18 protein-coding genes and 1 pseudogene are annotated in these 20,356 nt (G+C 59.1%); 12 read left to right on the forward strand and 7 right to left on the reverse strand.

The genetic code is table 11. From position 1 onward, the window contains the following. The first annotated feature begins 19 nt into the window (after nt 1-19). The 3 genes from ACR3YK_RS08905 (at nt 20) to ACR3YK_RS08915 (ending at nt 2,870) form a co-directional block, all read left to right on the forward strand. The gene (locus ACR3YK_RS08905; RefSeq protein WP_486174537.1) at nt 20-706 is read left to right on the forward strand and encodes an IspD/TarI family cytidylyltransferase; all 687 of its coding nucleotides are present in this window, start codon (nt 20-22) and stop codon (nt 704-706) included. Then, entirely contained in the window at nt 699-1,406 is a 708-nt protein-coding gene (locus ACR3YK_RS08910; RefSeq protein ID WP_486174538.1) for an SDR family NAD(P)-dependent oxidoreductase, read from the forward strand. Before ACR3YK_RS08905 ends, ACR3YK_RS08910 begins: the two co-directional genes overlap by 8 nt. A gap of 69 nt (nt 1,407-1,475) precedes the next feature. Beyond that, nucleotides 1,476-2,870 carry an SDR family NAD(P)-dependent oxidoreductase gene (locus ACR3YK_RS08915; RefSeq protein ID WP_486174539.1) on the forward strand — a complete coding sequence of 465 codons (1,395 nt, stop codon included), beginning with the start codon at nt 1,476-1,478 and terminating at the stop codon, nt 2,868-2,870. A gap of 207 nt (nt 2,871-3,077) precedes the next feature. Here ACR3YK_RS08915 and ACR3YK_RS08920 read toward each other — a convergent pair. Beyond that, a pseudogene (locus tag ACR3YK_RS08920) lies at nt 3,078-3,218 on the reverse strand (hypothetical protein); the annotation flags it as partial. A 340-nt stretch (nt 3,219-3,558) separates the two neighbouring features. On the opposite strand from ACR3YK_RS08920, the gene ACR3YK_RS08925 reads away from it, so the two are divergent. The 3 genes from ACR3YK_RS08925 (at nt 3,559) to ACR3YK_RS08935 (ending at nt 7,139) form a co-directional block, all read left to right on the forward strand. Next, nucleotides 3,559-5,421: a glycosyltransferase gene (locus ACR3YK_RS08925; protein WP_486174540.1), complete on the forward strand. Its 1,863-nt coding sequence runs from the start codon at nt 3,559-3,561 to the stop codon at nt 5,419-5,421. Between the two features lie 93 nt (nt 5,422-5,514). Beyond that, nucleotides 5,515-6,384, forward strand: coding sequence for an ABC transporter permease (locus ACR3YK_RS08930; protein ID WP_486174541.1), 870 nt, complete (start codon nt 5,515-5,517; stop codon nt 6,382-6,384). After that, on the forward strand, nt 6,384-7,139 hold the full coding sequence (locus ACR3YK_RS08935) for an ABC transporter ATP-binding protein (RefSeq protein ID WP_486174542.1): 756 nt from the start codon (nt 6,384-6,386) through the stop codon (nt 7,137-7,139). The genes ACR3YK_RS08930 and ACR3YK_RS08935 overlap by 1 nt, the downstream gene beginning before the upstream one ends. Here ACR3YK_RS08935 and ACR3YK_RS08940 read toward each other — a convergent pair. Beyond that, nucleotides 7,136-8,425, reverse strand: a complete 1,290-nt coding sequence (locus ACR3YK_RS08940; protein ID WP_486174543.1) for a nucleotide sugar dehydrogenase — start codon at nt 8,423-8,425, stop codon at nt 7,136-7,138. The genes ACR3YK_RS08935 and ACR3YK_RS08940 overlap by 4 nt on opposite strands. 257 nt (nt 8,426-8,682) lie before the next feature. Between ACR3YK_RS08940 and ACR3YK_RS08945 the strand changes: the two genes are divergently transcribed. The 3 genes from ACR3YK_RS08945 to ACR3YK_RS08955 all read left to right on the forward strand — a co-directional run bounded on the left by ACR3YK_RS08945 (nt 8,683) and on the right by ACR3YK_RS08955 (nt 12,840). Continuing rightward, entirely contained in the window at nt 8,683-9,846 is a 1,164-nt protein-coding gene (locus ACR3YK_RS08945; protein WP_486174544.1) for a glycosyltransferase family 4 protein, read from the forward strand. Nucleotides 9,847-9,952: 106 nt separating this feature from the next. Then, entirely contained in the window at nt 9,953-11,746 is a 1,794-nt protein-coding gene (locus ACR3YK_RS08950; RefSeq protein ID WP_486174545.1) for an ABC transporter ATP-binding protein, read from the forward strand. Continuing rightward, nucleotides 11,743-12,840, forward strand: a complete 1,098-nt coding sequence (locus ACR3YK_RS08955) for a glycosyltransferase family protein (RefSeq protein ID WP_486174546.1) — start codon at nt 11,743-11,745, stop codon at nt 12,838-12,840. The genes ACR3YK_RS08950 and ACR3YK_RS08955 overlap by 4 nt, the downstream gene beginning before the upstream one ends. Nucleotides 12,841-12,866: 26 nt before the next feature. Here the strand turns inward: ACR3YK_RS08955 and wecB are convergent, their stop codons facing one another. Beyond that, entirely contained in the window at nt 12,867-13,943 is a 1,077-nt protein-coding gene (gene wecB / locus ACR3YK_RS08960) for a non-hydrolyzing UDP-N-acetylglucosamine 2-epimerase (RefSeq protein WP_486174547.1), read from the reverse strand. A gap of 97 nt (nt 13,944-14,040) precedes the next feature. Here wecB and ACR3YK_RS08965 point away from each other — a divergent pair, with 97 nt between their 5' ends. Further along, complete coding sequence (locus ACR3YK_RS08965; protein WP_486174548.1) at nt 14,041-15,147, forward strand: glycosyltransferase family 4 protein; 1,107 nt, start codon at nt 14,041-14,043, stop codon at nt 15,145-15,147. Between the two features lie 97 nt (nt 15,148-15,244). Here ACR3YK_RS08965 and ACR3YK_RS08970 read toward each other — a convergent pair whose 3' ends face one another. Beyond that, entirely contained in the window at nt 15,245-16,423 is a 1,179-nt protein-coding gene (locus tag ACR3YK_RS08970; RefSeq protein ID WP_486174549.1) for a glycosyltransferase, read from the reverse strand. Between the two features lie 75 nt (nt 16,424-16,498). On the opposite strand from ACR3YK_RS08970, the gene ACR3YK_RS08975 reads away from it, so the two are divergent. Beyond that, a complete protein-coding gene (locus ACR3YK_RS08975; protein ID WP_486174550.1) occupies nt 16,499-17,164 on the forward strand; it encodes a glycosyltransferase family 2 protein in 666 nt (221 codons plus the stop codon). A 6-nt stretch (nt 17,165-17,170) separates the two neighbouring features. Next, nucleotides 17,171-17,548: a DUF2304 family protein gene (locus ACR3YK_RS08980; protein ID WP_486174551.1), complete on the forward strand. Its 378-nt coding sequence runs from the start codon at nt 17,171-17,173 to the stop codon at nt 17,546-17,548. Nucleotides 17,549-17,633: 85 nt separating this feature from the next. Here the strand turns inward: ACR3YK_RS08980 and ACR3YK_RS08985 are convergent, their stop codons facing one another. From ACR3YK_RS08985 to ACR3YK_RS08995, 3 genes are read right to left on the reverse strand one after another with little or no spacing between them, the layout of a single operon-like run. After that, nucleotides 17,634-18,623 (reverse strand): Gfo/Idh/MocA family protein, encoded by a 990-nt coding sequence (locus ACR3YK_RS08985; RefSeq protein WP_486176399.1) that lies wholly within the window; start codon nt 18,621-18,623, stop codon nt 17,634-17,636. Then, nucleotides 18,620-19,696, reverse strand: a complete 1,077-nt coding sequence (locus ACR3YK_RS08990) for a DegT/DnrJ/EryC1/StrS family aminotransferase (RefSeq protein ID WP_486174552.1) — start codon at nt 19,694-19,696, stop codon at nt 18,620-18,622. Before ACR3YK_RS08990 ends, ACR3YK_RS08985 begins: the two co-directional genes overlap by 4 nt. Further along, nucleotides 19,696-20,304 (reverse strand): acyltransferase, encoded by a 609-nt coding sequence (locus tag ACR3YK_RS08995; RefSeq protein ID WP_486174553.1) that lies wholly within the window; start codon nt 20,302-20,304, stop codon nt 19,696-19,698. Before ACR3YK_RS08995 ends, ACR3YK_RS08990 begins: the two co-directional genes overlap by 1 nt. Between the last annotated feature and the right edge of the window lie 52 nt (nt 20,305-20,356).

The raw sequence follows: 20,356 nt of genomic DNA on the forward strand, positions 1-20,356 counted from the left end.
GTTAGAGGAGTTTTTCCGTATGTACAGTCTCATTCTCCTAAACGGAGGAGTTGGAGCGCGGCTTGGGGCCGATTCACCCAAGCAGTTCCTAAAAGTTCACGGTATGCCGGTCTTGGTTTACTCATTAGTTTCAGCCGATGCAGTGCCAGAAATCGATCAGATTGTCCTGAACTACCCGGCCGGCTGGCTCGAGGAGGTCAAGGCGATTGTTCGCGACTATGCGATCGGTACGACGGTGACCTATGTCGAGGCAGGTTCCTCTCGCCACAACTCGGTCGCTCGCATGATCGATTCCTGCTCGAACGACCGGGTTCTCATTCACGAGTCGGCTCGTCCGATGGTGACGGCCGCAGACTTCAGCGAGCTCATCGCGGCGCCGTATGACAACTGCAGTTTTATGTCTCCAATCTCGTTCACGGTGGCGCCGGTTGATCCGCTCGCGAAACGAGTTACGGGCTATTTGGAGCGGGAGAACCTGCGCAATGTGCAGTTGCCGCAAAAATTCTTGCGTGCAGATTTGAAATCGAGCCACGACTTCGCGCTCGAGCGTGGTACCGAATATACGGAAGATGCCACGCTCGTTGCGGCTGCTGGCCACGATGTTCACTTCATCGACGGAGACGAGAGCAATCTCAAGGTCACTGGGCCTGTCGATGTTCAGATTGCGAATGTGTTGTTGCGGAGTAAGCAGGATGCTGATGAATAAGACTGTTCTCATTACGGGCGCATCCAAAGGTATTGGCCTTGCGACTGCGCGTGAGTTCTTGACAAACGAGCCTACGGTCTCAGACATTATTTTGGTCGCTCGCGAGAGTGAGCACTTCGTCGAGAACGTGAAGTGGCTTGAGACGTTGAACGACCGTGGGGCTCGAATTCACACGTACAACGTCGATTTGGGCGATCGCCCGCAAATTATCGCCGCAATGGCAGAGATCAACGCTGCGCACCCGAAGGTCGATATCCTCGTCAATAATGCGGGGTACACCAACCCAGTCGCATTCCAACAAGTCGAGTTTGAGGACTTCGAAAAAACGATCATGGTGAACGTCTACGCCCCGTTCACGGTCATTCAAGAGTTGCTTCACCACGGCAATAAGTTCGATTCAATCGTCAACATCGCTTCGACGGCGGGTATCACTGGCCGAGCAGGGTGGCTAACGTACTCGGCATCCAAGGCGGCGGTCATCAACATGAGTGACGTACTGCGCGAAGAGCTCGCCATTTATGGAACCCGCGTGGTGTCGTTGTCCCCTGGTCGTTGCGCGACTGATTTGCGCAAAACACTTGCTCCCGATGAGGATCCGTCGACGATCATGCAGCCCGAGCATGTGGCTTCGATCGTTCGCACCATGGTCTCTGGCGTCGGCCAGTATCTCGACAGCGCCAACTTGGTAGTTCGCCAATAGAAGTTTCGAAGGTTGTGCAGACCCTGACTCTCGTCAGGGTCTGCGGTGCGCAAAGGTGAGAGGTCTGTTGTGAAGGTTGAATCGGAATTGCGAACCGTCATGGTCATTTTGGCCGGTGGTATCGGGGTTCGAGCAGGCCTCGGGATGCCAAAGCAGCTAGCTCGCATCGCGGGAAAAACGATCCTTCAACACACTCTTGAAGCAGTCCACAGTTCCCCCGAGATTGACGAAATCATCGTGATGATGGAACCGGGGCATTTCGACGCGGTCGAAGAGATTCGCCAGTCCGGCGAGTTTCCGAAGCTTACTCGTGTGTTGGCTGGCGGCGCTACTCGCAACGACACATCGCGCAGGGCTGTAGAGGCTTTGGGCGATGACGAAGTGAAGGTGCTTTTTCACGACGCGGTTCGTCCATTCGTCAGCCACCGCATCCTCAAGGATTGCGTCGACGCTCTTGACACGTACAAAGCTGTAGATGTTGCTATCCCGTCTGCAGACACCATCATCAAGGTCGCCGGTAGCGGTCGAAAGATTCGGAAGATTCCGCCCCGCGATCGATTGCGCCGGGGACAAACCCCTCAAGGATTCATTCTCTCGACGATTCGCGAGGCCTATGAGCGGGCTGTTCTTGACCCGGACTTTGTCGCTAGCGACGACTGCACCGTGGTGCTGAAATATTCACCAAAGACACCAATAGCGGTCGTTTTGGGCGAAGAAGAGAACATGAAGGTTACGGCTGGCATTGATATTTTCATTGCCGACAAGCTCTTTCAGTTGCGTTCTGCCGACCATAGTTCGCTGGAGGCCTCTGAGCGTGAAGAGCAGTTGGCCGGCAAAACAATGGTCGTTTTCGGTGGTAGTGCAGGAATTGGCCGGGGCATCGTTGAGGCCGCGGAACGTTTCGGCGTTCACGTCGCGTCATTCAGCCGTTCAACCACAGGTACAGCGGTTGAGGATCGCGAATCTGTTGCTGCGGCTCTGAGATCAGCTCACGCGGAGTCTGGCCGGATTGACTACGTAGTAAATACCGCCGGTGTTCTGGAACTGGGAAGCGTCGAGCAGTTTGCTCCTGAGCAGGTGCGCAATATCTTGGATGTGAACCTCCTCGGACCGGTCATTATCGCTCAGGAATCGTTGAAGTATCTGCGTGAGACCAGCGGCCAGCTGCTGTTCTTCACCTCAAGTTCGTACACCCGAGGCCGTGCAAACTACGGCATGTACTCGGCGACAAAGGCAGCAACGGTGAATCTGACTCAGTCGCTGTCAGAAGAGTGGGCCGATTACGGCGTGCGGGTGAACTGCATCAACCCGGAGCGCACGAAGACGCAGATGCGTCTTGATGCGTTCGGCGAAGAACCAGAAGGTTCTCTGCTGGAACCGGAGCAGGTCGCAAATGCCTCGATTGACGTGCTTCTTGGAGATCTCACCGGCCAAGTCGTCAACGTGCGTCGCCACGGAAGTTGACTGAACAATAGTTACTCTGTTCAGCGCGCGCTGCCGGAAAAATTTTCCGCCGCTGTCCACCCTGCGTTCAGGCCAAGAGCTGTAGGCAACGACCTCGCTGGAACGGAACGCGTCTTCGGTGATGGCGAGCGAGGTCGCAGAGCGGTCAGGACCTGAGAACCTCTTCCCAGGCGAGAACTTTCTGTGCGATGAAACGAGACTATTGCTGATCGCGCCGGCTCCTCCCGCGACATTAATGCGATCGGGCTTGAGGCGTGCCAACTCTCGAGCAACGACGCTAGAAATCGAGTTCTTTGCGACCAACAGAAGCGGGCCGCCTTGGCCGGCCGCCGCGGAAGCAGCGCTCAGCGCATCGGGGTAGTCACATCAGGTAGCGATGTGAACGACGGGAACACCGGGAGCAAATCGCGATGTGGATATCTGTACCGCAGTCGGATAGCGGTCGCTTCTTGAAAGTCGCGACACCGACGTTGCTGCCTCAGCAGATCTAATCGGAGCTATGCCCGAGAACGCTACCGCCGTCACCAAAACGAGTGCGACCATACTCAGTGCTTTTTTCATCTGTTCCCCCAAACATTAGATCGACCCTATCGCACAGCGGCAATCACCAAGAGTTCACATAGAGTTCAACGCAAAGTGGATTCAGAATGCGGCCGATCACGGTCGGGCAGGGCACACTAGAAGCACAATGACTTCGAGTTCTCTCCCTACAACAATTCAACATGCGGTCTTCCCCGAGAAGCACGGTGATGAATTACTTCCCCTCTACGTGGATGCGGCAGACAGCGATGCGCTTTCTGTCACCGGGCGACACTCACTGACGGTGACCGCCGGCACCAGCATTTCGCTCGCCACATACTTCAATGCGTTTCCTGCAAGTTATTGGCAACGATGGACCACCGTGCAACGAGTTGTGGCGCGAGCTGAGCTGAGCGGGCGCGGCACGGTCTCAGTGATGAGATCGGACTCCACGGGGGCTGCCCATCTTGTGGAAGAGCGAAACATCGAGGGCGCCGAGAGTCTCGCCTTTGACCTGCCCCTAACCCCCTTCGCTGAAGGAGGCTGGTACTGGCTCGACCTAGCGGCACACACCGATCTGCAGCTCGTTCACCTCGAATGGACTGTGGATGAAGCCCCAGTGACTCCAGGGAAGGTGTCGCTAGGTATCACTACCTTCAACAAACCCGACTACTGCGTAGCGACCCTTCAAGTGCTCGCGGATAGCCCCGAGGTTCTTCCAGAGATCGACAAGATTTTTGTCGTTGATCAGGGGAACAAGCAGGTAGCAAAGCAAGAGGGGTACGCGGAGGTTGCGTCGGTGCTGGGAGACAAACTCCAGATTGTCCGCCAACCCAACTTGGGCGGCTCAGGTGGATTCTCTCGCGGCATGATGGAAACGCTCGACAGCCCTGAATCGGCGTTCGTCATGCTGTTGGACGACGACGTAGAGCTCGAGCCCGAGAGCATCTTTCGTGCCACCTGGTTTGCTCGATTCTGCGTGAGCCCTACCATCGTGGGTGGTCACATGCTCGACCTCGGCAAGCGCTCGGTTCTTCATGCCTTCGCTGAGGTGGTTGACCGCGACAAGTTCATGTGGGGTCCCGCTGATCGTGCCCACGAGCGTCACGATTTTGCCCTTCGTTCGCTTCGTGAGACTCCGTGGCTGCACTCACGGCAAGACGGCGACTACAACGGATGGTGGATGTGTCTTATTCCAACGTCGGTGGTGCGTGCAATAGGGCTCTCGCTACCTATCTTTATCAAATGGGACGATGCCGAATACGGACTTCGAGCTCAGGAAGCGGGATTCCCCACAGTATCGTTGCCCGGAGCAGCGCTGTGGCATATCTCTTGGGGAGATAAAGACGACACAGTCGACTGGCAGGCGTACTTTCACGCCCGCAATCGGCTCATTGTCGCTCTGCTGCATTCGAGAGCATCATCGCCCGCACGGGTGCTTGGCGAGTTCAGGAAGATCGACATCAAGCATCTGATTTCATTCCAGTATTACCCGGCTACGATTCGGAATCAGGCGTTTCGAGACGTTCTCAACGGCCCAGAGTCACTTCATGAGCTCATGCCAACGGCGTTGCAGCAATTGCGGGCGCAAGCTGGCGAGTTCGGCGAGATGCAGCACTATGCAGCAGCAAACGTTCCGAACAGTCGGGATGGACGTCATGTGTACGGCGAGGACTCTGTGGCGCCCTCTGGCGCTCTGGCGCTGGCGCTCTTCACAGCGCGAGCGGTGCTGCGTCACTGGTTCACTGACACCCCGGCCAGTCTTCGCACCCAGCCTCAAGTCGAGCTAGCGAAGCGAGAAGCAACCTGGTGGAGAGTGCCACTGCTCGACAGCGTGCTTATCGATACGGCTGACGGAAAGGCTGCGTCATGGTACGTGCGTGACCGCGCCTCGTTCCGGCGTTTGCTCAAGGAGAGTATTTCGCTCAATCGTCAGCTTGCTCGCGAATGGAAAACTCTCCAAAAACGGTACCAAGATCACGCGGATGCCCTGACTTCTGTTGAAGCGTGGTCGGATACCGTTCAGCGTTGAGGAGCAACTGACTAGCCCCACTAAGATTGTTGACGTTGTATCGGTGCGAGCCCCCGCTTGTAGCCGAAGAGATCCGCGAAAGAGAGCTTTAGCTTGTCCGCTACAGGAGATATCGACCTCACGGGGTATACCACTCCCGGTCGTGGCAGAGGGCTCCTCGACGTATTCCGACGCAGCTATCTGCTGCGCCTCTTGGTGCGAAAGGGCGTTTCGACTCGCTACCGCAACTCGGCGTTCGGTTGGGGCTGGTCGTACGTTAAACCGCTAAGCCAGTACCTCATCTACTTCTTCGTGATGGGCATCGTGCTCGGCCGTTCTCGTGGAATCGACAACTTCGCGGTGTACCTGCTCGCCGGCATCATCGTCATCAATCTCTTCAACGAAGCCTTCACAAACGCAACGACTTCGGTCGTCGACAACAAAGCTCTCGTAAAGAAGATCTATCTGCCGCGTGAGCTGTTTCCGGTTGCCGCAGTGATTGTCGCGTTCATACATTTCTTGCCGCAGGTAGTGGTCCTGTTGATTGCGACTATCCTCACGGGATGGCAGCCCGGAATCCTCGAGATAGCCGCAGTGCTGTTGGGTGCGCTCATCGTCATCATCTTCTCGACAGGCCTTGGACTCATTTTCGGTGCAGTAAACGTTTCGTATCGCGACGCCCAGAACCTGGTGGAGATCATCCGAATCTTTGCGACATGGGCGTCCCCCGTGCTTTACGGTTACGACAGTATTGCTGCCGTACTGCCGGGGTGGCTCTACGAGATCTATATGCTCAACCCTCTTACCTCAGCCGTTGAGCTCTTCCACTACGGTTTCTGGTATTCCTCTACCGCAGGCGCGCTACCCACGCCGCCCGACCTCCTACGTAACTCTCTTCTGGCGCTGCTCCTCGCTGTAGTGGTGACCCTCATCGGCCAGATGGTGTTCCGCAAGTTTGAGCGACGATTCGCGCAGGACCTCTAATGACACAATCACTCCGCACTCCAGATTCTCGCCCCAGCATCATCGTCGACGGCGTAAAAAAGACGTTCTTGCTGCGTCACACCCACTCGTTCAAAGAAGCGTTCATCGCCTGGACAAAGAAGAAAAAGATCTCTTCGTCTTTTGATGCGCTCAACGATGTCAGCTTCACTGTAGGAGCGGGGGAGTCGGTAGCGATTCTGGGCTACAACGGCTCGGGAAAATCCACTCTCCTCAAGCTCATCTCCGGCGTACTCGAACCCGACGCCGGTCGCGTGCGTACCCTGGGGCGTGTCGCCGGGCTCATTGAAGTCGGCGCTGGCTTCCACCCCGATCTTTCAGGCCGCGAGAACGTCTACCTCAACGCAGCGATTCTCGGGATGAGTAAGAAGGAGATCGACGCTCAGTTCGATGACATTGTTGCGTTCTCTGAGATTGAAGAGTTCATCGACAGCGAAGTGAAGCACTACTCGTCAGGTATGTTCCTGAGGCTTGCGTTCTCAGTGGCTATTCACGTGCAGCTTGACGTGCTCCTTGTGGATGAAATCTTGGGTGTCGGCGACGCGCCGTTCCGGGAAAAGTGCCGCAAAAAGATTCGTCAGCTTGTTGATGAGGGAAAGACGATGGTCGTCGTTAGCCACGACACCAAAACGGTTCGTGAGCTGTGCGAGCGCGGCATCGTCGTCAAGAAGGGCAAGAAGATCTTTGACGGGCCGGTCACCGAGGCGATCGACGTGCTCAAATCCTCCACCCGCTAAGCGGTGCCGATTACGCGGTAGGTCACATCGGGCCACTGATCGGCCGAGCTGACGCGGCGACCATCGATGAAGCTGCGGATGCCGGGCAGCTGGTCTGCAGCGATCGTGCGGTACTCGGCGTGGTCAGCTTGCACCACGGCAGCGTCAAGGGGCTCACCCCAGTGGTAGGCAGCGAAACCGAGTGCGGCGAGTTCTTCATCGGTGTACAGGGGGTCGTGCACACTCACCACGGCTCCACGGGCCTCGAGGGCGGCAACAGTCGGGAATACGCCCGAGAACGCCGTCTCCTTCACTCCGCCGCGGTAAGCGGCGCCCAATACTGCTACGCGCTGACCGCTGAGGTCGCCATGGGCGCCCTCGAGCATCCCCACGGCATATTCGGGCATGCCGGCGTTCGCTTCGCGTGCCGCGCGCACCACGGTGGCATCGGGGTCGTTCCACAGGTAGAGACGCGGGTAGACCGGGATGCAGTGCCCACCCACAGCGATACCAGGCTGGTGGATGTGGCTGAACGGTTGCGAGTTTGTCGCCTCAATAACCTGATAAATGTCGATGCCGGTTTTGTCAGCAAAGCGAGCGAACTGGTTGGCGAGGCCAATGTTGACATCCCGGTAGGTTGTCTCGGCCAGTTTGGCGAGTTCGGAGGCTTCGGCCGACCCAAGATCCCAGACGCCGTTGGGGCGCTTGAGGTCGGGGCGATCATCAAAGTCGAGAACGGCATTGTAGAAGTCAGCGGCGCGAGCAGCGCCCTCGGCGGAAAGCCCACCAACGAGTTTCGGATACTTACGGAGGTCTTCAAAAACGCGACCGGTCAGCACCCGCTCGGGGGAGAAGACGAGATGGAAGTCGGTACCCTCCGTGAGGCCGGAAACCTCTTCGAGCAGTGGCTTCCATCGGGTGCGCGTGGTTCCCACTGGCAGAGTGGTCTCGTAGGAGACGAGGGTGCCGGGGGTGAGGTGCTCACCAAGCGAGCGGGTCGCGGCATCCATCCAACCAAAATCGGGGTTGGCGTCATTGTCGACGAACAACGGAACGACAAGCACTACGGCATCAGCGCCCGGGATCGCTTCGGCATAGTCGGTGGTCGCGCGCAGTTTGCCGGCGGGCACAAGCTCGCTCAAGTGCTCTTGCAGGTGAGCTTCACCGGGGAACGGCTCGATGCCTTTGTTGATGAGGTCGACGAAGTCGGAATTGATATCGACACCCACAACTTCGTGGCCCTTGGAGGCGAACTGAACGGCCAAAGGGAGGCCAATTTTGCCGAGAGCAACTACCGCAATTTTCACGAAATCGAGTCCTTAGAGTTGTGTGATGCAACGCTTACGCGCAGTCAAGTCTAAAGTGCATTGCCCGGGGATGCTGATGATCACTCTGCTGCGAAGCGGCGCGTTCACCTACCGTTCACCACGCCTCGCTTCGCGGTGTCTCGGTGCTATCGTGATGCGGTGCGTGTACTGATGGCCAGCCCGAGGTTCCCGACCTCCGATCGGGGTGATCGGCGCGACCTCGCCGCGCTCACGAAGGACGGCGGGTCGAGGGGATCATGCGCGTAGCCATCGCGAGTCGTATCTTCGAGCCGGAGCCGAGTGCGGCCTCATTCAGGCTAGCGGCGTTAGCGCGAGCTTTTTCTGATGCAGGTCACGACGTCACAGTCCTCACTGTGACCGCGCCCCCGCAGCGTCACGGTGAAGACGAGGATGAAGCTCGCCCCTACCGAGTGCGACGCAAACCCGTTCTTCGCGATGCAACGGGGTACGTGCGGGGATATCTTCCGTACCTGAGTTTCGACCTCCCACTTTTCTTTAGAATTCTTTTCGGCGCCCGTCACGACCTCGTCATCGCTGAGCCGCCCCCGACAACGGGCTTTTTCGTGCGCGCCGCCGCGGCCCTGCGGCGCACACCATATGCGTACTACGCGGCCGATATTTGGTCGGATGCCAGCGAATCAACAGGAGCCCCGCGACTCATCGTTGCCGCAGTACGCGCCATGGAGCGCTCCGCAATGCACGGCGCTCGCGGAGTGCTCTCCGTAAACGACGGAGTAACTGCACGCATCCGCGAGATTGCTCCCCAGGCAACGGTCCACACCATTGGGAACGGAATCGATACGACTGTTTTTTCCCCCGACGGGCCCGCGCGTGATCTCGGAAAGTACGCGATCTATCCGGGGACTGCATCGGAGTGGCAGGGCGCTGTAGTGTTTATCGACGCATTAGAACGAGTGTTGCCCCATCATCCAGACGCAAAGCTTGTGTTTCTTGGCCAGGGCAGTGACTGGCCCGCGCTGCGAGCGCGAGCTGCCGGACTGCCAGAAGGCGCGGTAGAGTTCGTTCCTACCGTGCCTCCGGCGGAGGCAGCGGTCTGGTTGCGAGGCGCTGCGGTAAGCCTCGCCTCGATTCGGCCCGACGCCGGATACAACTTCGCTTTTCCCACGAAAGTCTTCGCGTCGTGGGCGACAGGAACTCCAGTGATTTTCGCCGGACCAGGCCCCGTGCGGGCCGCTCTGGATCGTCGCGACGCCACGGTGGTGCTCGGGAGCGGATGCGACTACGCGGTGGAACCGATCGAAGCCGCGTTGCGTGAAGTCTTCGATGCTGACCCGAATCCGGAAACGCGCCGCGCCACCGCGGCATGGGCGGCCGACAACGTCAGTCTGGCCTCGGTCGCGCGGCACGCAGTTCAGGCTCTAACGGAGCCGACGCAATGAATGAAGCATGGTGGGTGAGTGATCAACAGAAAGCGGAAGCTGTGGCGCGCTGGCACACTCTAGAGCAGGGCGCACACGTTCGTGCACCAGAGGTAGGGATTCGCTCGTGAAAGATATCTGGACAACACTCGGTCAGCTCTTCACCGTGCTGCCAGCCGGGGCGAAACGCTTCTACATTCGCTACTCGATAGTGACGAGCCTGCTGTCAATTCTTGACGTGCTCGCTCTCGGCTTGATTACCGCGATCATTTCGCCGCTAGCCACGGGTGCTCAGGCCCAACTGCCCATCATCGGAACGATTGACGATGAACAGGTGCTGTGGCTCATTGTTCTCGTGTGTGCACTCTTCATCAGCAAAAGCGGACTTGCCCTTGCGCTCCATTGGCGAGCGACTCGTCGGTTCGCAAAATACGAACTCGAAGTGGGAAATCGTCTCTTCAAGTCGTATACGCAGTCGAGTTGGGAGGCACGGTCGTCACTGTCGACTGCCGAAATCACACGCATCGTCGATAGCTCAATGGCGAACACCAACCTCGGTTTCATCTTGCCGCTATCTCAACTTCCGAACAACGCTTTCACCTTCCTCGCAATGCTCGTTGTTTTGGTTGTCGTGCAGCCCCTCACAGCGCTGATCGCGCTGGTCTACCTTGGCCTCGTGGCGTTGCTCATGGTGTTGGTGATCACTGCGAAGGCTCGCCAAGCTGGGCGAGTGAATCGGCAGTATGCGTATAAGGCCGCGAGCGTCATGACTGAGATGGTTGACGCGATCAAAGAGGTAACCCTCCGCAACAAGCTAGACGAAGCCGGGGCGGTGGTGTCGAGCTACCGCAAGGTGGCGACGAACGCTCGAGCAAACATGTCATTCCTCGGCATTGTTCCGCGGTACTCATTGGAGGCAGCGCTGATCGGTGGGTTCCTCCTCATCGGCGGGGCGGGATTCCTGATCGGTGGCCTCGGAGCGGCAACAGTGTCAGTATCACTCTTCGCTGCCACCGGGTTTCGCATGATCCCCGCATTGAATAACGTGCAAGCCAGCTTCACGAACGCATCGGCAAACATTGTTTACGCGCGAGACGTGATTCGCGAGCTCAGACGAGCACAGCACGATACACACATTGCAGTTTCCGATCGCTCCGAAGGTCCGTTCCCGGAGACTGCGCCCGCGCTCGAACTACGCGATGTGAAGTACCGGTACCCAGGAGCTGAAGAAGACGTGCTCAAGGGAATCTCAGTCACGGTTCCCTTCGGCAAGAGTCTCGGAATCGTTGGGCCCTCAGGAGCCGGAAAGTCGACACTCGTCGACTTGATTCTCGGGTTGAGCACCCCGACAGGCGGATCGATCGTCGTCGGAGGAACCCCCGTTGACGACGTCGTCAAACAGTGGCGCAGCCGAGTAGGGTACGTCCCGCAGCGAGTGTCTCTGTTCAATGGCTCAATCGCGCAGAACGTTGCGCTGACGTGGACCGACGACTTCGACGAGCACCGTGTCATTGAAGCGCTGAGACGAGCACAACTGAGTGAGCTTGTTGAAGAACGGGGAATCCTTGAACCAATCGGTGAACGTGGTGCGTCGATTTCGGGCGGTCAGCAACAACGACTTGGAATCGCTCGCGCACTATATTCCGACCCGCTCGTGTTGGTGTTCGATGAAGCCACGAGTGCGCTCGACAATCGCACCGAGAGTCTCATCACCACAGCGATGAATGAGCTTTCGGGCACCGTCACCTTCGTGACAATCGCACACCGACTATCAACCGTGCGCAACTATGACACCCTGTGCTATCTCGACAAGGGGCGAGTATTGGGGCAGGGGAGCTTCGATGAACTTGCCGCCGCCGTGCCCGACTTTGCGCATCAGGCTCAGCTCGCTGGGTTGCACGAAGGTGAGGAACTGCAATGAATTCACGCCCCGCGATGATCTACCACGTGCCTTTCCCGCTTAACCCTGAGGCTACGAGCGCGAGCGGTATTCGTCCGGTGAAGATGCGGCAAGCTTTTGAAGCGAACGGCTACGAAGTGCTTGAGGTATCGGGGCACCATCGAGAGCGGCAGCAGCGGATGCGGGTGCTGCGCGAGCGCATCGCCTCGGGGCTCACAGTGGAGTTTGTCTATTCGGAAGCCTCAACGACCCCTACCGGCCTAGGCGAAAAAATCACGCCCGCGACGAGCCTGACTCGGGACATTGCCTTTCTGCGGTCGTGCAGGCGAGCAGGAATCCCCGTGGGGCTCTTCTACCGCGACATCTACTGGCAATTCCCGGAGTATGCCGAACGAGTGGGACAGCCCTACACGGCGCTGCTGCGGTGGCGTTACCGTGCCGACTTACGTGGCTATCGCGACGGCGTTAACACGCTTTACTTGCCCTCGATGCAGATGGCGGAATACCTGCCAGCGGCAAATAGGCCGCAGGCGCTCGCATTGCCTCCTGGCGCCGAACGCTGCGATTCACCGTCACCAACCCGTGGAATCTCACTCTTCTACGTCGGGGGAACGGGCAGCTACTACCGCATGCAGGAGACCGTGCGAGGCGTCGAGATGACCGCTGACGCTCGACTTACGATCTGCACGCGTGAGGGTGAATGGAAGGAGTCCGAGCCCCACTACGCTGGTGTGCTCGGTGACTCTACAACGATTGTGCACAAGTCTGGTGCCGAGCTCGAAGCTCTCTATGCCGACGCGCACATCGGTGTGTTACTCATGGAGCCCCTCGAATACCGAGAGTTCGCCGCCCCCATGAAGCTCTATGAATACCTTGGTCACGGCAAACCGATTATCGCGACGAAAGGCAGTCTCGCGGGCGACTTTGTTGAAGAGAACGGGGTCGGCTGGGTCATTCCCTACGGCGCCGAAGAGTTGTCGTCATTGCTTTCCCGCCTCGCGGTGCACCCGCAAGAACTCGCGGACGTTGAAGAACGAGTCCGCATCGTGCGTGAGCAGCACACGTGGGAAGCGCGGGCGCGTCAAGTCGCTACTGATCTCGTCGGACAGTTTTAGCAACTCATGTTGCTGTGTTCGACCGCTCAGAGTCGAGGTTTGATGCCGTCAACGATCGCTTGAACTGCGCGCGTGGCGGCGTCTCCATCGCCATAAGGTGCAGCATCTGTTGCATCGGGAGCGGGTCGCGTGAGCGCCGCTGTGATCTCCTGAGTCGAATTGGCGAGCACATTCCACCCCAGCGCAATGGTCTCGACCCATTCAGTTTCGTGGCGCACCGTGGTGCACGGTACACGCAACAGGAACGCTTCTTTCTGAAGTCCGCCAGAGTCGGTAACGACGCCGGAACTGCTCAGCACGGATGCGATGAGCTCAGGATAAGACAAAGGATCGCGGGCGATGAGTGCCCCTGAGTTCAGCGAAATCCCGTGCTCTTCTGCCTTAGCGCGAACTCGAGGGTGGGCAAGAAGTACGACAGGTTTATCCGCTGCGCCGAGGGCCGCCACTACTTCACGCAAGCGCTCGGGGTCGTTGGTGTTTTCGGCACGGTGGATCGTCGCGACGTAATAGCCGTTCGGCGCGTCGAGATCAGCGAGCGGGTTTGGGGCATCGCCCGCGAGAAGGCTGTCGCGCACTTGGAAGAGTACGTCGGTCATGACATCTCCCACGAGCACCGCGGTGTCGGCCAAGCCTTCATTCGCGAGGTGCTCCATCGCGACCGCAGTCGGCGCGAGGCAAAGGTCGGCAGCGTGGTCAGTGAGTACGCGATTGTGCTCTTCGGGCATTGCTCGGTTGAACGAACGCAGCCCCGCTTCGAGATGAGCGACGGGAAAGTGCAGTTTTACAGCGCTTACTGCCGCTGCGAGAGTCGAGTTTGTATCTCCATAGACGAGAACGCAGTCGGGGTTAAAGCGCTCAAGCACCTCATCCATCTGCGCAAGCATCGCTCCAGTCTGAACGCCGTGCGAGCCCGAGCCCACCCCCAGATGGACATCGGGGGCAGGAATCTTCAGGTCGTGGAAGAAGACGTCGGAGAGCATCGGATCATAGTGCTGGCCTGTGTGCACAATGATGTGCTCGTGGCCGGCGGCGGTGATCGCGTGAGCGATGGGGGCAAGCTTGACGAACTGTGGGCGCGCGCCCACCACACTCATGATCTTCACGCGAATCATTCTACGGTCCAGAGCGTGATCCTGCCCGCGCCCTGTGAGCGCGACTCCCACCGAAATTTCGTTGAGATCGCGCACTACGATTGGCTGCATGCGCGTGCTGGTTGTGACCCCCTGGTATCCCAGCGAAGCGACTCCTGGGGCGGGGGTGTTCACCCTGCGCGATGTCGAGTTGCTCGCTAAAGAACACGATGTGCGCGTGTTGCATCTTGTTCCGCCGTCAGCACCACTGACCGGTGCGGTGCCCGGAGACACGGTGGGGTTTCCCCTCGAGCGCGTTCATTTTCATTTTTCGCGCCCCGATAGCTACTTCGGTGCGATGCGAAAGATCCGCGACGCCGTCGCGGACGCCGACGTTGTGCACACTATGGCGTTCCCGGCGCTGTTTCCGGTAGCTCGTGCCCGAATCGAGAAACCGTGGGTACATACGGAACACTGGTCGGGGCTGGTTACCGACCCACCGAGTTGGTACGCACGCCTGGCCTTAAAGTTCTTGCGAAAAGACCTCGCGCTGCCCGCAGCAGCGGTAGCGGTGGGCCGCGGTCTTGCCGAGACGATGGATGCTCACCGTGAAGTGCCCACGACGGTTATCGGTAATCGCGTACAGCTCCCGGCCGGTGACCGCCTGCCCCGGGCCATTCCACAAAACGGGTCAGAGCCCATCCGACTACTGGGAGTCGGCGGTCTTGTCGCGCACAAAGGACCGCTCGAGGCACTCGATGCTGTCGCCGAACTCGAAAGCGGAGGAGTACCTGCCACGTTGCACTGGGCAGGGGCAGGCAACCTCGAATCCGAGATGCGTGCTCGGGCGGCGAGCCTTGGAATAGCGCACAAACTGACGATCCTCGGCCACGTCGATCCCGCAGCGCTCGGTGACGTGCTGTTAGACGCCCACGTCTTCGTTCTGCCCACGGCAGGGGAGACGTTCGGCGTTGCCATCGCCGAAGCGCTCGGCCACGGCCTCCCCGTTGTTACGAGCGGCTCCGGCGGCCACCTGCAGTTTTTGCCCGCTCGTGCGTCGCGGCTCGCGATGCGAAGCGGGCCCGCTATTGCCTCGGCAGTGCTCGAGTTGCGCGACGATCCCGAACGGTGGTCGGCTCGCGAGATTCATGACGCCGCGGTGGCTCTCTTCTCGGAGGATGCTCGGTCCGAGGCATATCGAAAGGTTTACGAGAAGGCGCTCGCCACCCAGCGGTAAGCACTTGCACTTGCACTTGCACTTGCACTTGCACTTGCACTCGTACGCGTGTGTGACGTGCCGCGCGTGGTTATCAACGCGGTGACGGAACGTTTCGCTATGACGCGCTTTCGCCGAAGGAACGAAAAAAGGCCTCTCGCTCGGTTTCGGCTGAGATCTCTCGGGCAGCCCGGTCGGAGTTCTGCTTCATTCGCGAGAGAGATTCGTGGTCGAGCTGCTCGATGGCGGCGACAAGATCGGATACGTCCCATCCAGCAGCGAGGGCCCCGTTAGCGTACTCGGAGATGACGCTGGTCATCATTGCGCTGGGGCCAATAAGGATGGCCAATCGTGCTTGGAAAGCCTCGAACAGCTTGTTCGGCAGCGCAAATTCAAGGTTGCGATTCAGCGGTCGGTAGAACATCACTTCGATGTCATAGGGGTTGATGTGGTGAGCGATCTCGGCAACAGGGGCCGGATCAACAAACTGAACCCGAAGCTGATGCTGCTCGACAGTACGAGCGTACGCGTCGATCCGTGCTTGCTCGCCGACGAGAATGAGCGTGAGGTGAAAACGTTCGGGCAGCACCTTCATCGCTTCCAGCAGCTCAGGGATGCCTCGAACATCGCTGGCCGCCCCGTGATAAAGCAGTTCGATCCGCTCCGGATCGACAGGGCTCGCGCTGAGCTCGACGTAGGGTGGCGCATTGCGAACGATCGTCAGTGGCTTGATGCCAAATTCGCTCACGTACAGATCAGAGATACCCGATGCGACGGTCGATCGGGTGCTGAAACGGCGGTCGCCAATGTGGGTACGAATCCAGTCGTAGTACGGCGCCGCGAACAGTCGCCACAGGCTGTCACGGGGCACGCGAGGTCGCACGTACTCGTGAATGTCGAGATGGATGCCGCGCTCGACTACTGCGGGAGTGAAGACCTTGCGGTTGCGCACCCAGGGCAAAAAGTGGTGATCGTTGAACAAAATGAGGTCGTACTCGCCCGCAGCAATGCGCTCGCCTACCTCGCGCGGAATGAGTCGGCCGAGCAGCACTGAAAATTTGAGCGCGTGAGGAAGAAGCGTGTAGATGAACAATGAACCAATTTTTGTTTGCGTCCACTGCGGGGGAGCCGAAAGCCCATAGTGCGTGTCGACGCCGGGCACGTGGTGACCGGCCGGGCCAACGGTGTCAACTTCCCAGTCTTTGTCTCGCAGCCAGTCCACCTGACGCAGAACTCGGGGGTCTCGCGTGATGGGCGACATTACGATCACAAGAGCCCGCTGAGTACTGTGCGCCATAGTGCCCCAATCCTACCGGTGCTTGCGCACACGAGAGTCGAGTTCGCTCGACACAGACTGTGCGAAACTAGCTGCATGGCGCAAACGTGGGTTGTTGTTCCGATGTATAACGAGGCAAGCGTCATTGCGTCCGTGATCGAAGAACTGCGCAAATCCCTTCCTCATGTGGTCTGTGTAGACGACTGCTCCACCGACGACTCCGCAGCGCAAGCTCAATCAGCTGGCGCGATCGTGGTGCAGCATCCGATCAATCTCGGTCAGGGCGCGAGCTTGCAAACTGGTTTCGATTTCGTTCGCTCGATTCCCGAGATGACTGAGGTCGTTACTTTCGATGCGGACGGGCAGCATCAGGTTGAGGATGCTCTTGCGATGGTTCAGCGGCTGCGCCAAGAGAAGCTTGACATTGTGATTGGCTCACGCTTTCTCGACAATCGCACCGCGATGAGCGGTCTCAAGAGGTTGGTGCTTCGCCTCGCTACCGGATACACCCGCATGACGACCGGCATGGCGCTCACCGATGCGCACAACGGACTCAGAGTGATTTCTCGTGACATGCTGGCGAAGCTTCAGCTGCGCCAGAACCGCATGGCACACGCGTCTGAGCTTGTTGACCAGATCAGTCTGCATAAGGCGAAGTGGGCGGAGCATCCCACCCACATCGTTTACACCGAGTATTCCAAGAGCAAAGGGCAGTCCGTGCTCAACGCCATCAACATCCTCGTCGAAATTATCTTCAAGTAGGGCATTGTGACCATCATCTTTCAGATCCTCGCGATCATCGCCGTCATTGTTGTCGCGATCGTTATGCTGCGCGGCGGGGGAGCGCGAAATCAAGCAATCCAACGCATCTTCATGCTGCTGTTCATCGTCGCGGCAGGATCATCTATCTTCGTACCGCAAGTATGGACATTCGCGGCGCGTTTGCTCGGCGTCGGACGAGGAACCGACCTCCTGCTTTACATCACCGTGCTGGCTTTCTTGGGGGTCGCCGCGACAACCTATCGTCGTTTCCGTCGCCTCGAGAATGACCTCACCGCAATGGCTCGCCAAGTCGCGTTAGCCCGCGCCGCTGACCAGCCAGACCCCTCCGAGGCCCCGGAACCGCCGGTCGCTGACGGCGAGTAGTGACGGCCGCTTAACGTGCTCCACAACGGCTGCGACCCACAACGGCTGCTGCCCTCAACGGTCGCATGACCACGGCTCTAATGAGCTAGGGCGTTGTGAGTCGGTGATTCAGCCCATCCGCGACAAACTTCTCCGCGGTTGCAACCACCGCAGCACCCTGCGCCAAGGTCACGATCGCACTGGTGTCACCTGACAGGACTGCATCGCGGAAGGCCTCGTGCTCGGCACGCAGTGGTTCCTTCTTGTCGAGAGCGAAGCGCGTCACGTCTCCTTCGCTCACTCCGCGGAACTGCGAAATGTCATCCCACTGGTGATGGCGAACGCCGTTCTCAAAGTAGGTCAGATCGGCAGTGAGCGTATCGGCGACAAGCGAACCGCGTTCGCCGGTGATGATCGTGGTGCGCTCTTTGAACGGGGTGAGCCAGTTAACAGTGTGGCTGACAATCGTGCCCTTGCTGAGCGTGCCCACTGCCACAACCATGTCTTCGTGCTCGCGGCCACTGCGGAACGTGGTTCGCGCGTTGATAGAAACATAGTCCTGTTGCGTTACCCACGCGGTGAGGTCGATGTCATGGGTCGCGAGGTCCTTGATGACACCAACGTCGGCGATTCGGCCAGGAAATGGTCCTTGGCGGCGAGTCGTCACCTGATAAATGTCACCGAGCAGTCCGTCTTGGATGCGTTGGCGTGCCGATTGGAGCGCAGGGTTGTAGCGCTCGATATGGCCGACGCCACCGACGAGCCCGGCCTTGGCGAAGAGATCACGCAATTCGTCAGCAGCCTCAGACGTGGAGGCAACAGGCTTCTCGATCAGTGCATGGATACCTCGGCTGGCGAGCATCGTGCCGATCTCGAGGTGATAAATCGTGGGCGCCGCGACGACGCAATAGTCGAATCCCATGTCGAGAAAGGTGTCGAGATCGCGAACGACTGGCTTGCCCTCAATGTGCGACTGGACGGCATCCGAGGGGTCATAAACGCCCTTGAATTCGACTCCCTCAAGCTCATTGAGAACCCGGCTGTGGTGACGCCCCATGACGCCGAGTCCGAGTACACCTGCGCGAAGCGTCATCAGCTGCCTGCCTTTGCTACATCGTTGACGGCGTTCACGATGGTGTCGCGCTCCGCCTCGGTCAGGGACGGGTAAACGGGAAGCGAGAGCGCCTGGGTGGCCACCTCGGTAGTGACCGGCAGATCGAGGTCGAGCCCGAAAGACGGCAACCGGTGAATTGGAGTGGGATAGTAAACCCCGGTGCCCACTCCACGCTCGGCGAGAGCGGTTGCGAAAGCATCGCGATCCTGATCAACAACCCGGATGGTGTACTGGTGGTAAACGTGCACGGCGTCGGACGCGACCGGGGGAGTCACGACTCCGCTGAGGTGCTCGTCGAAGAAAGCAGCGTTCGCCTGGCGCTGCGCCGTCCAGCCGGCAAGTTTCGCGAGCTGTACTCGGCCAATGGCGGCATGAATGTCGGTCATGCGGGTGTTGAAACCGACGACCTCGTTCTCGTAGCGGCGTTCCATTCCCTGGTTGCGCAGCAGGCGAGCCACCCGCGCGAGTTCGTCGGAGGACGTCGTGATCATCCCGCCTTCGCCCGACGTCATGTTCTTCGTCGGGTAGAACGAGAACGAGCCTGCGATGCCCCAGTTGCCCACGGGAACTCCCGCGATGGACGCTGCGTGAGCCTGCGCGGCGTCTTCGAAGACGAGGAGGTCGTGCTTCGCGGCGATAGCGCTGAGCTGCACCATGAGGGCGGGATGGCCGTAGAGGTGCACGGGCATGATCGCCCGAGTGCGTGGTGTAATCGCCGCTTCGACCGCAGCGGGGTCGATCGAGAAGTAGTCGCGTTCGATATCCACAAAAATGGGAATGGCCCCGGCCAGGGCAACCGCGTTGGCGGTGGCGGCAAAGCTGAATGACGGAACAATAACCTCATCGCCTGCGCCGATTCCGGCGGCAACGAAGGCCATGTGCAGGGCCGACGTGCCCGAATTGACAGCGACGCTCTGAGCACCGCCGACGATCTGAGAGAACTCAGCTTCAAAAGCGGCGACCTCGGGGCCTTGAGCGAGCATGCCCGATCGCATCACGCGATCGACTGCGTCACGTTCGTCTTGGCCGATTTCGGGCCTAGCTGCGGGAATCACTAATCTTGCACCTCAATCAAAAGGTCGGTGTCGGTTTCTTGATAGCGGGCGCCGGTGACCGGGCATTCCCAGTGGTGTGGCGATGTTTGAGTGAGGGGATGACCGGCGGTCCCTACCCAGCCGATGCGGCGAGCGGGGCTGCCCACAACGAGGGCAAACTCGGGAACATCCTTCACGACCACGGAACCAGCCCCGACGAGCGCCCACCGGCCAATCACGAGGGGAGCGATGCAGGTACTGTTGGCGCCGATCGACGCGCCCTCGCGGATGTCGACGCCGACGGGCATCCAATCATCGGCAGATTTGATGGAACCATCAGCATTGATGGCGCGCGGAAAATGGTCGTTAGTAAGCACGACAGCGGGACCGATGAACACGCCACGACCAAGTTTGGCTGGTTCGTATACCAGCGCATAGTTCTGAATCTTGCAGTTGTCGCCCACCTCAACACCGGTGCCAACGTACGCCCCGCGGCCGATTACGCAGTTCTCGCCGATAGCGGCGTTCTCCCGGACTTGCGCGTAATGCCACACTCGCGCGGTTGGGGCTATCGAAGCGTTCGCTGCGACGTCCGCCGTGCTGTGTAGCAGGGGGTTTACTTCGTGCATTCACACTCCAAAGAATGAGGCGCTGGGGACATGCCAATCCTATTCGCTAGCT

This window comes from Salinibacterium sp. 10G20-15, assembly GCF_057365065.1.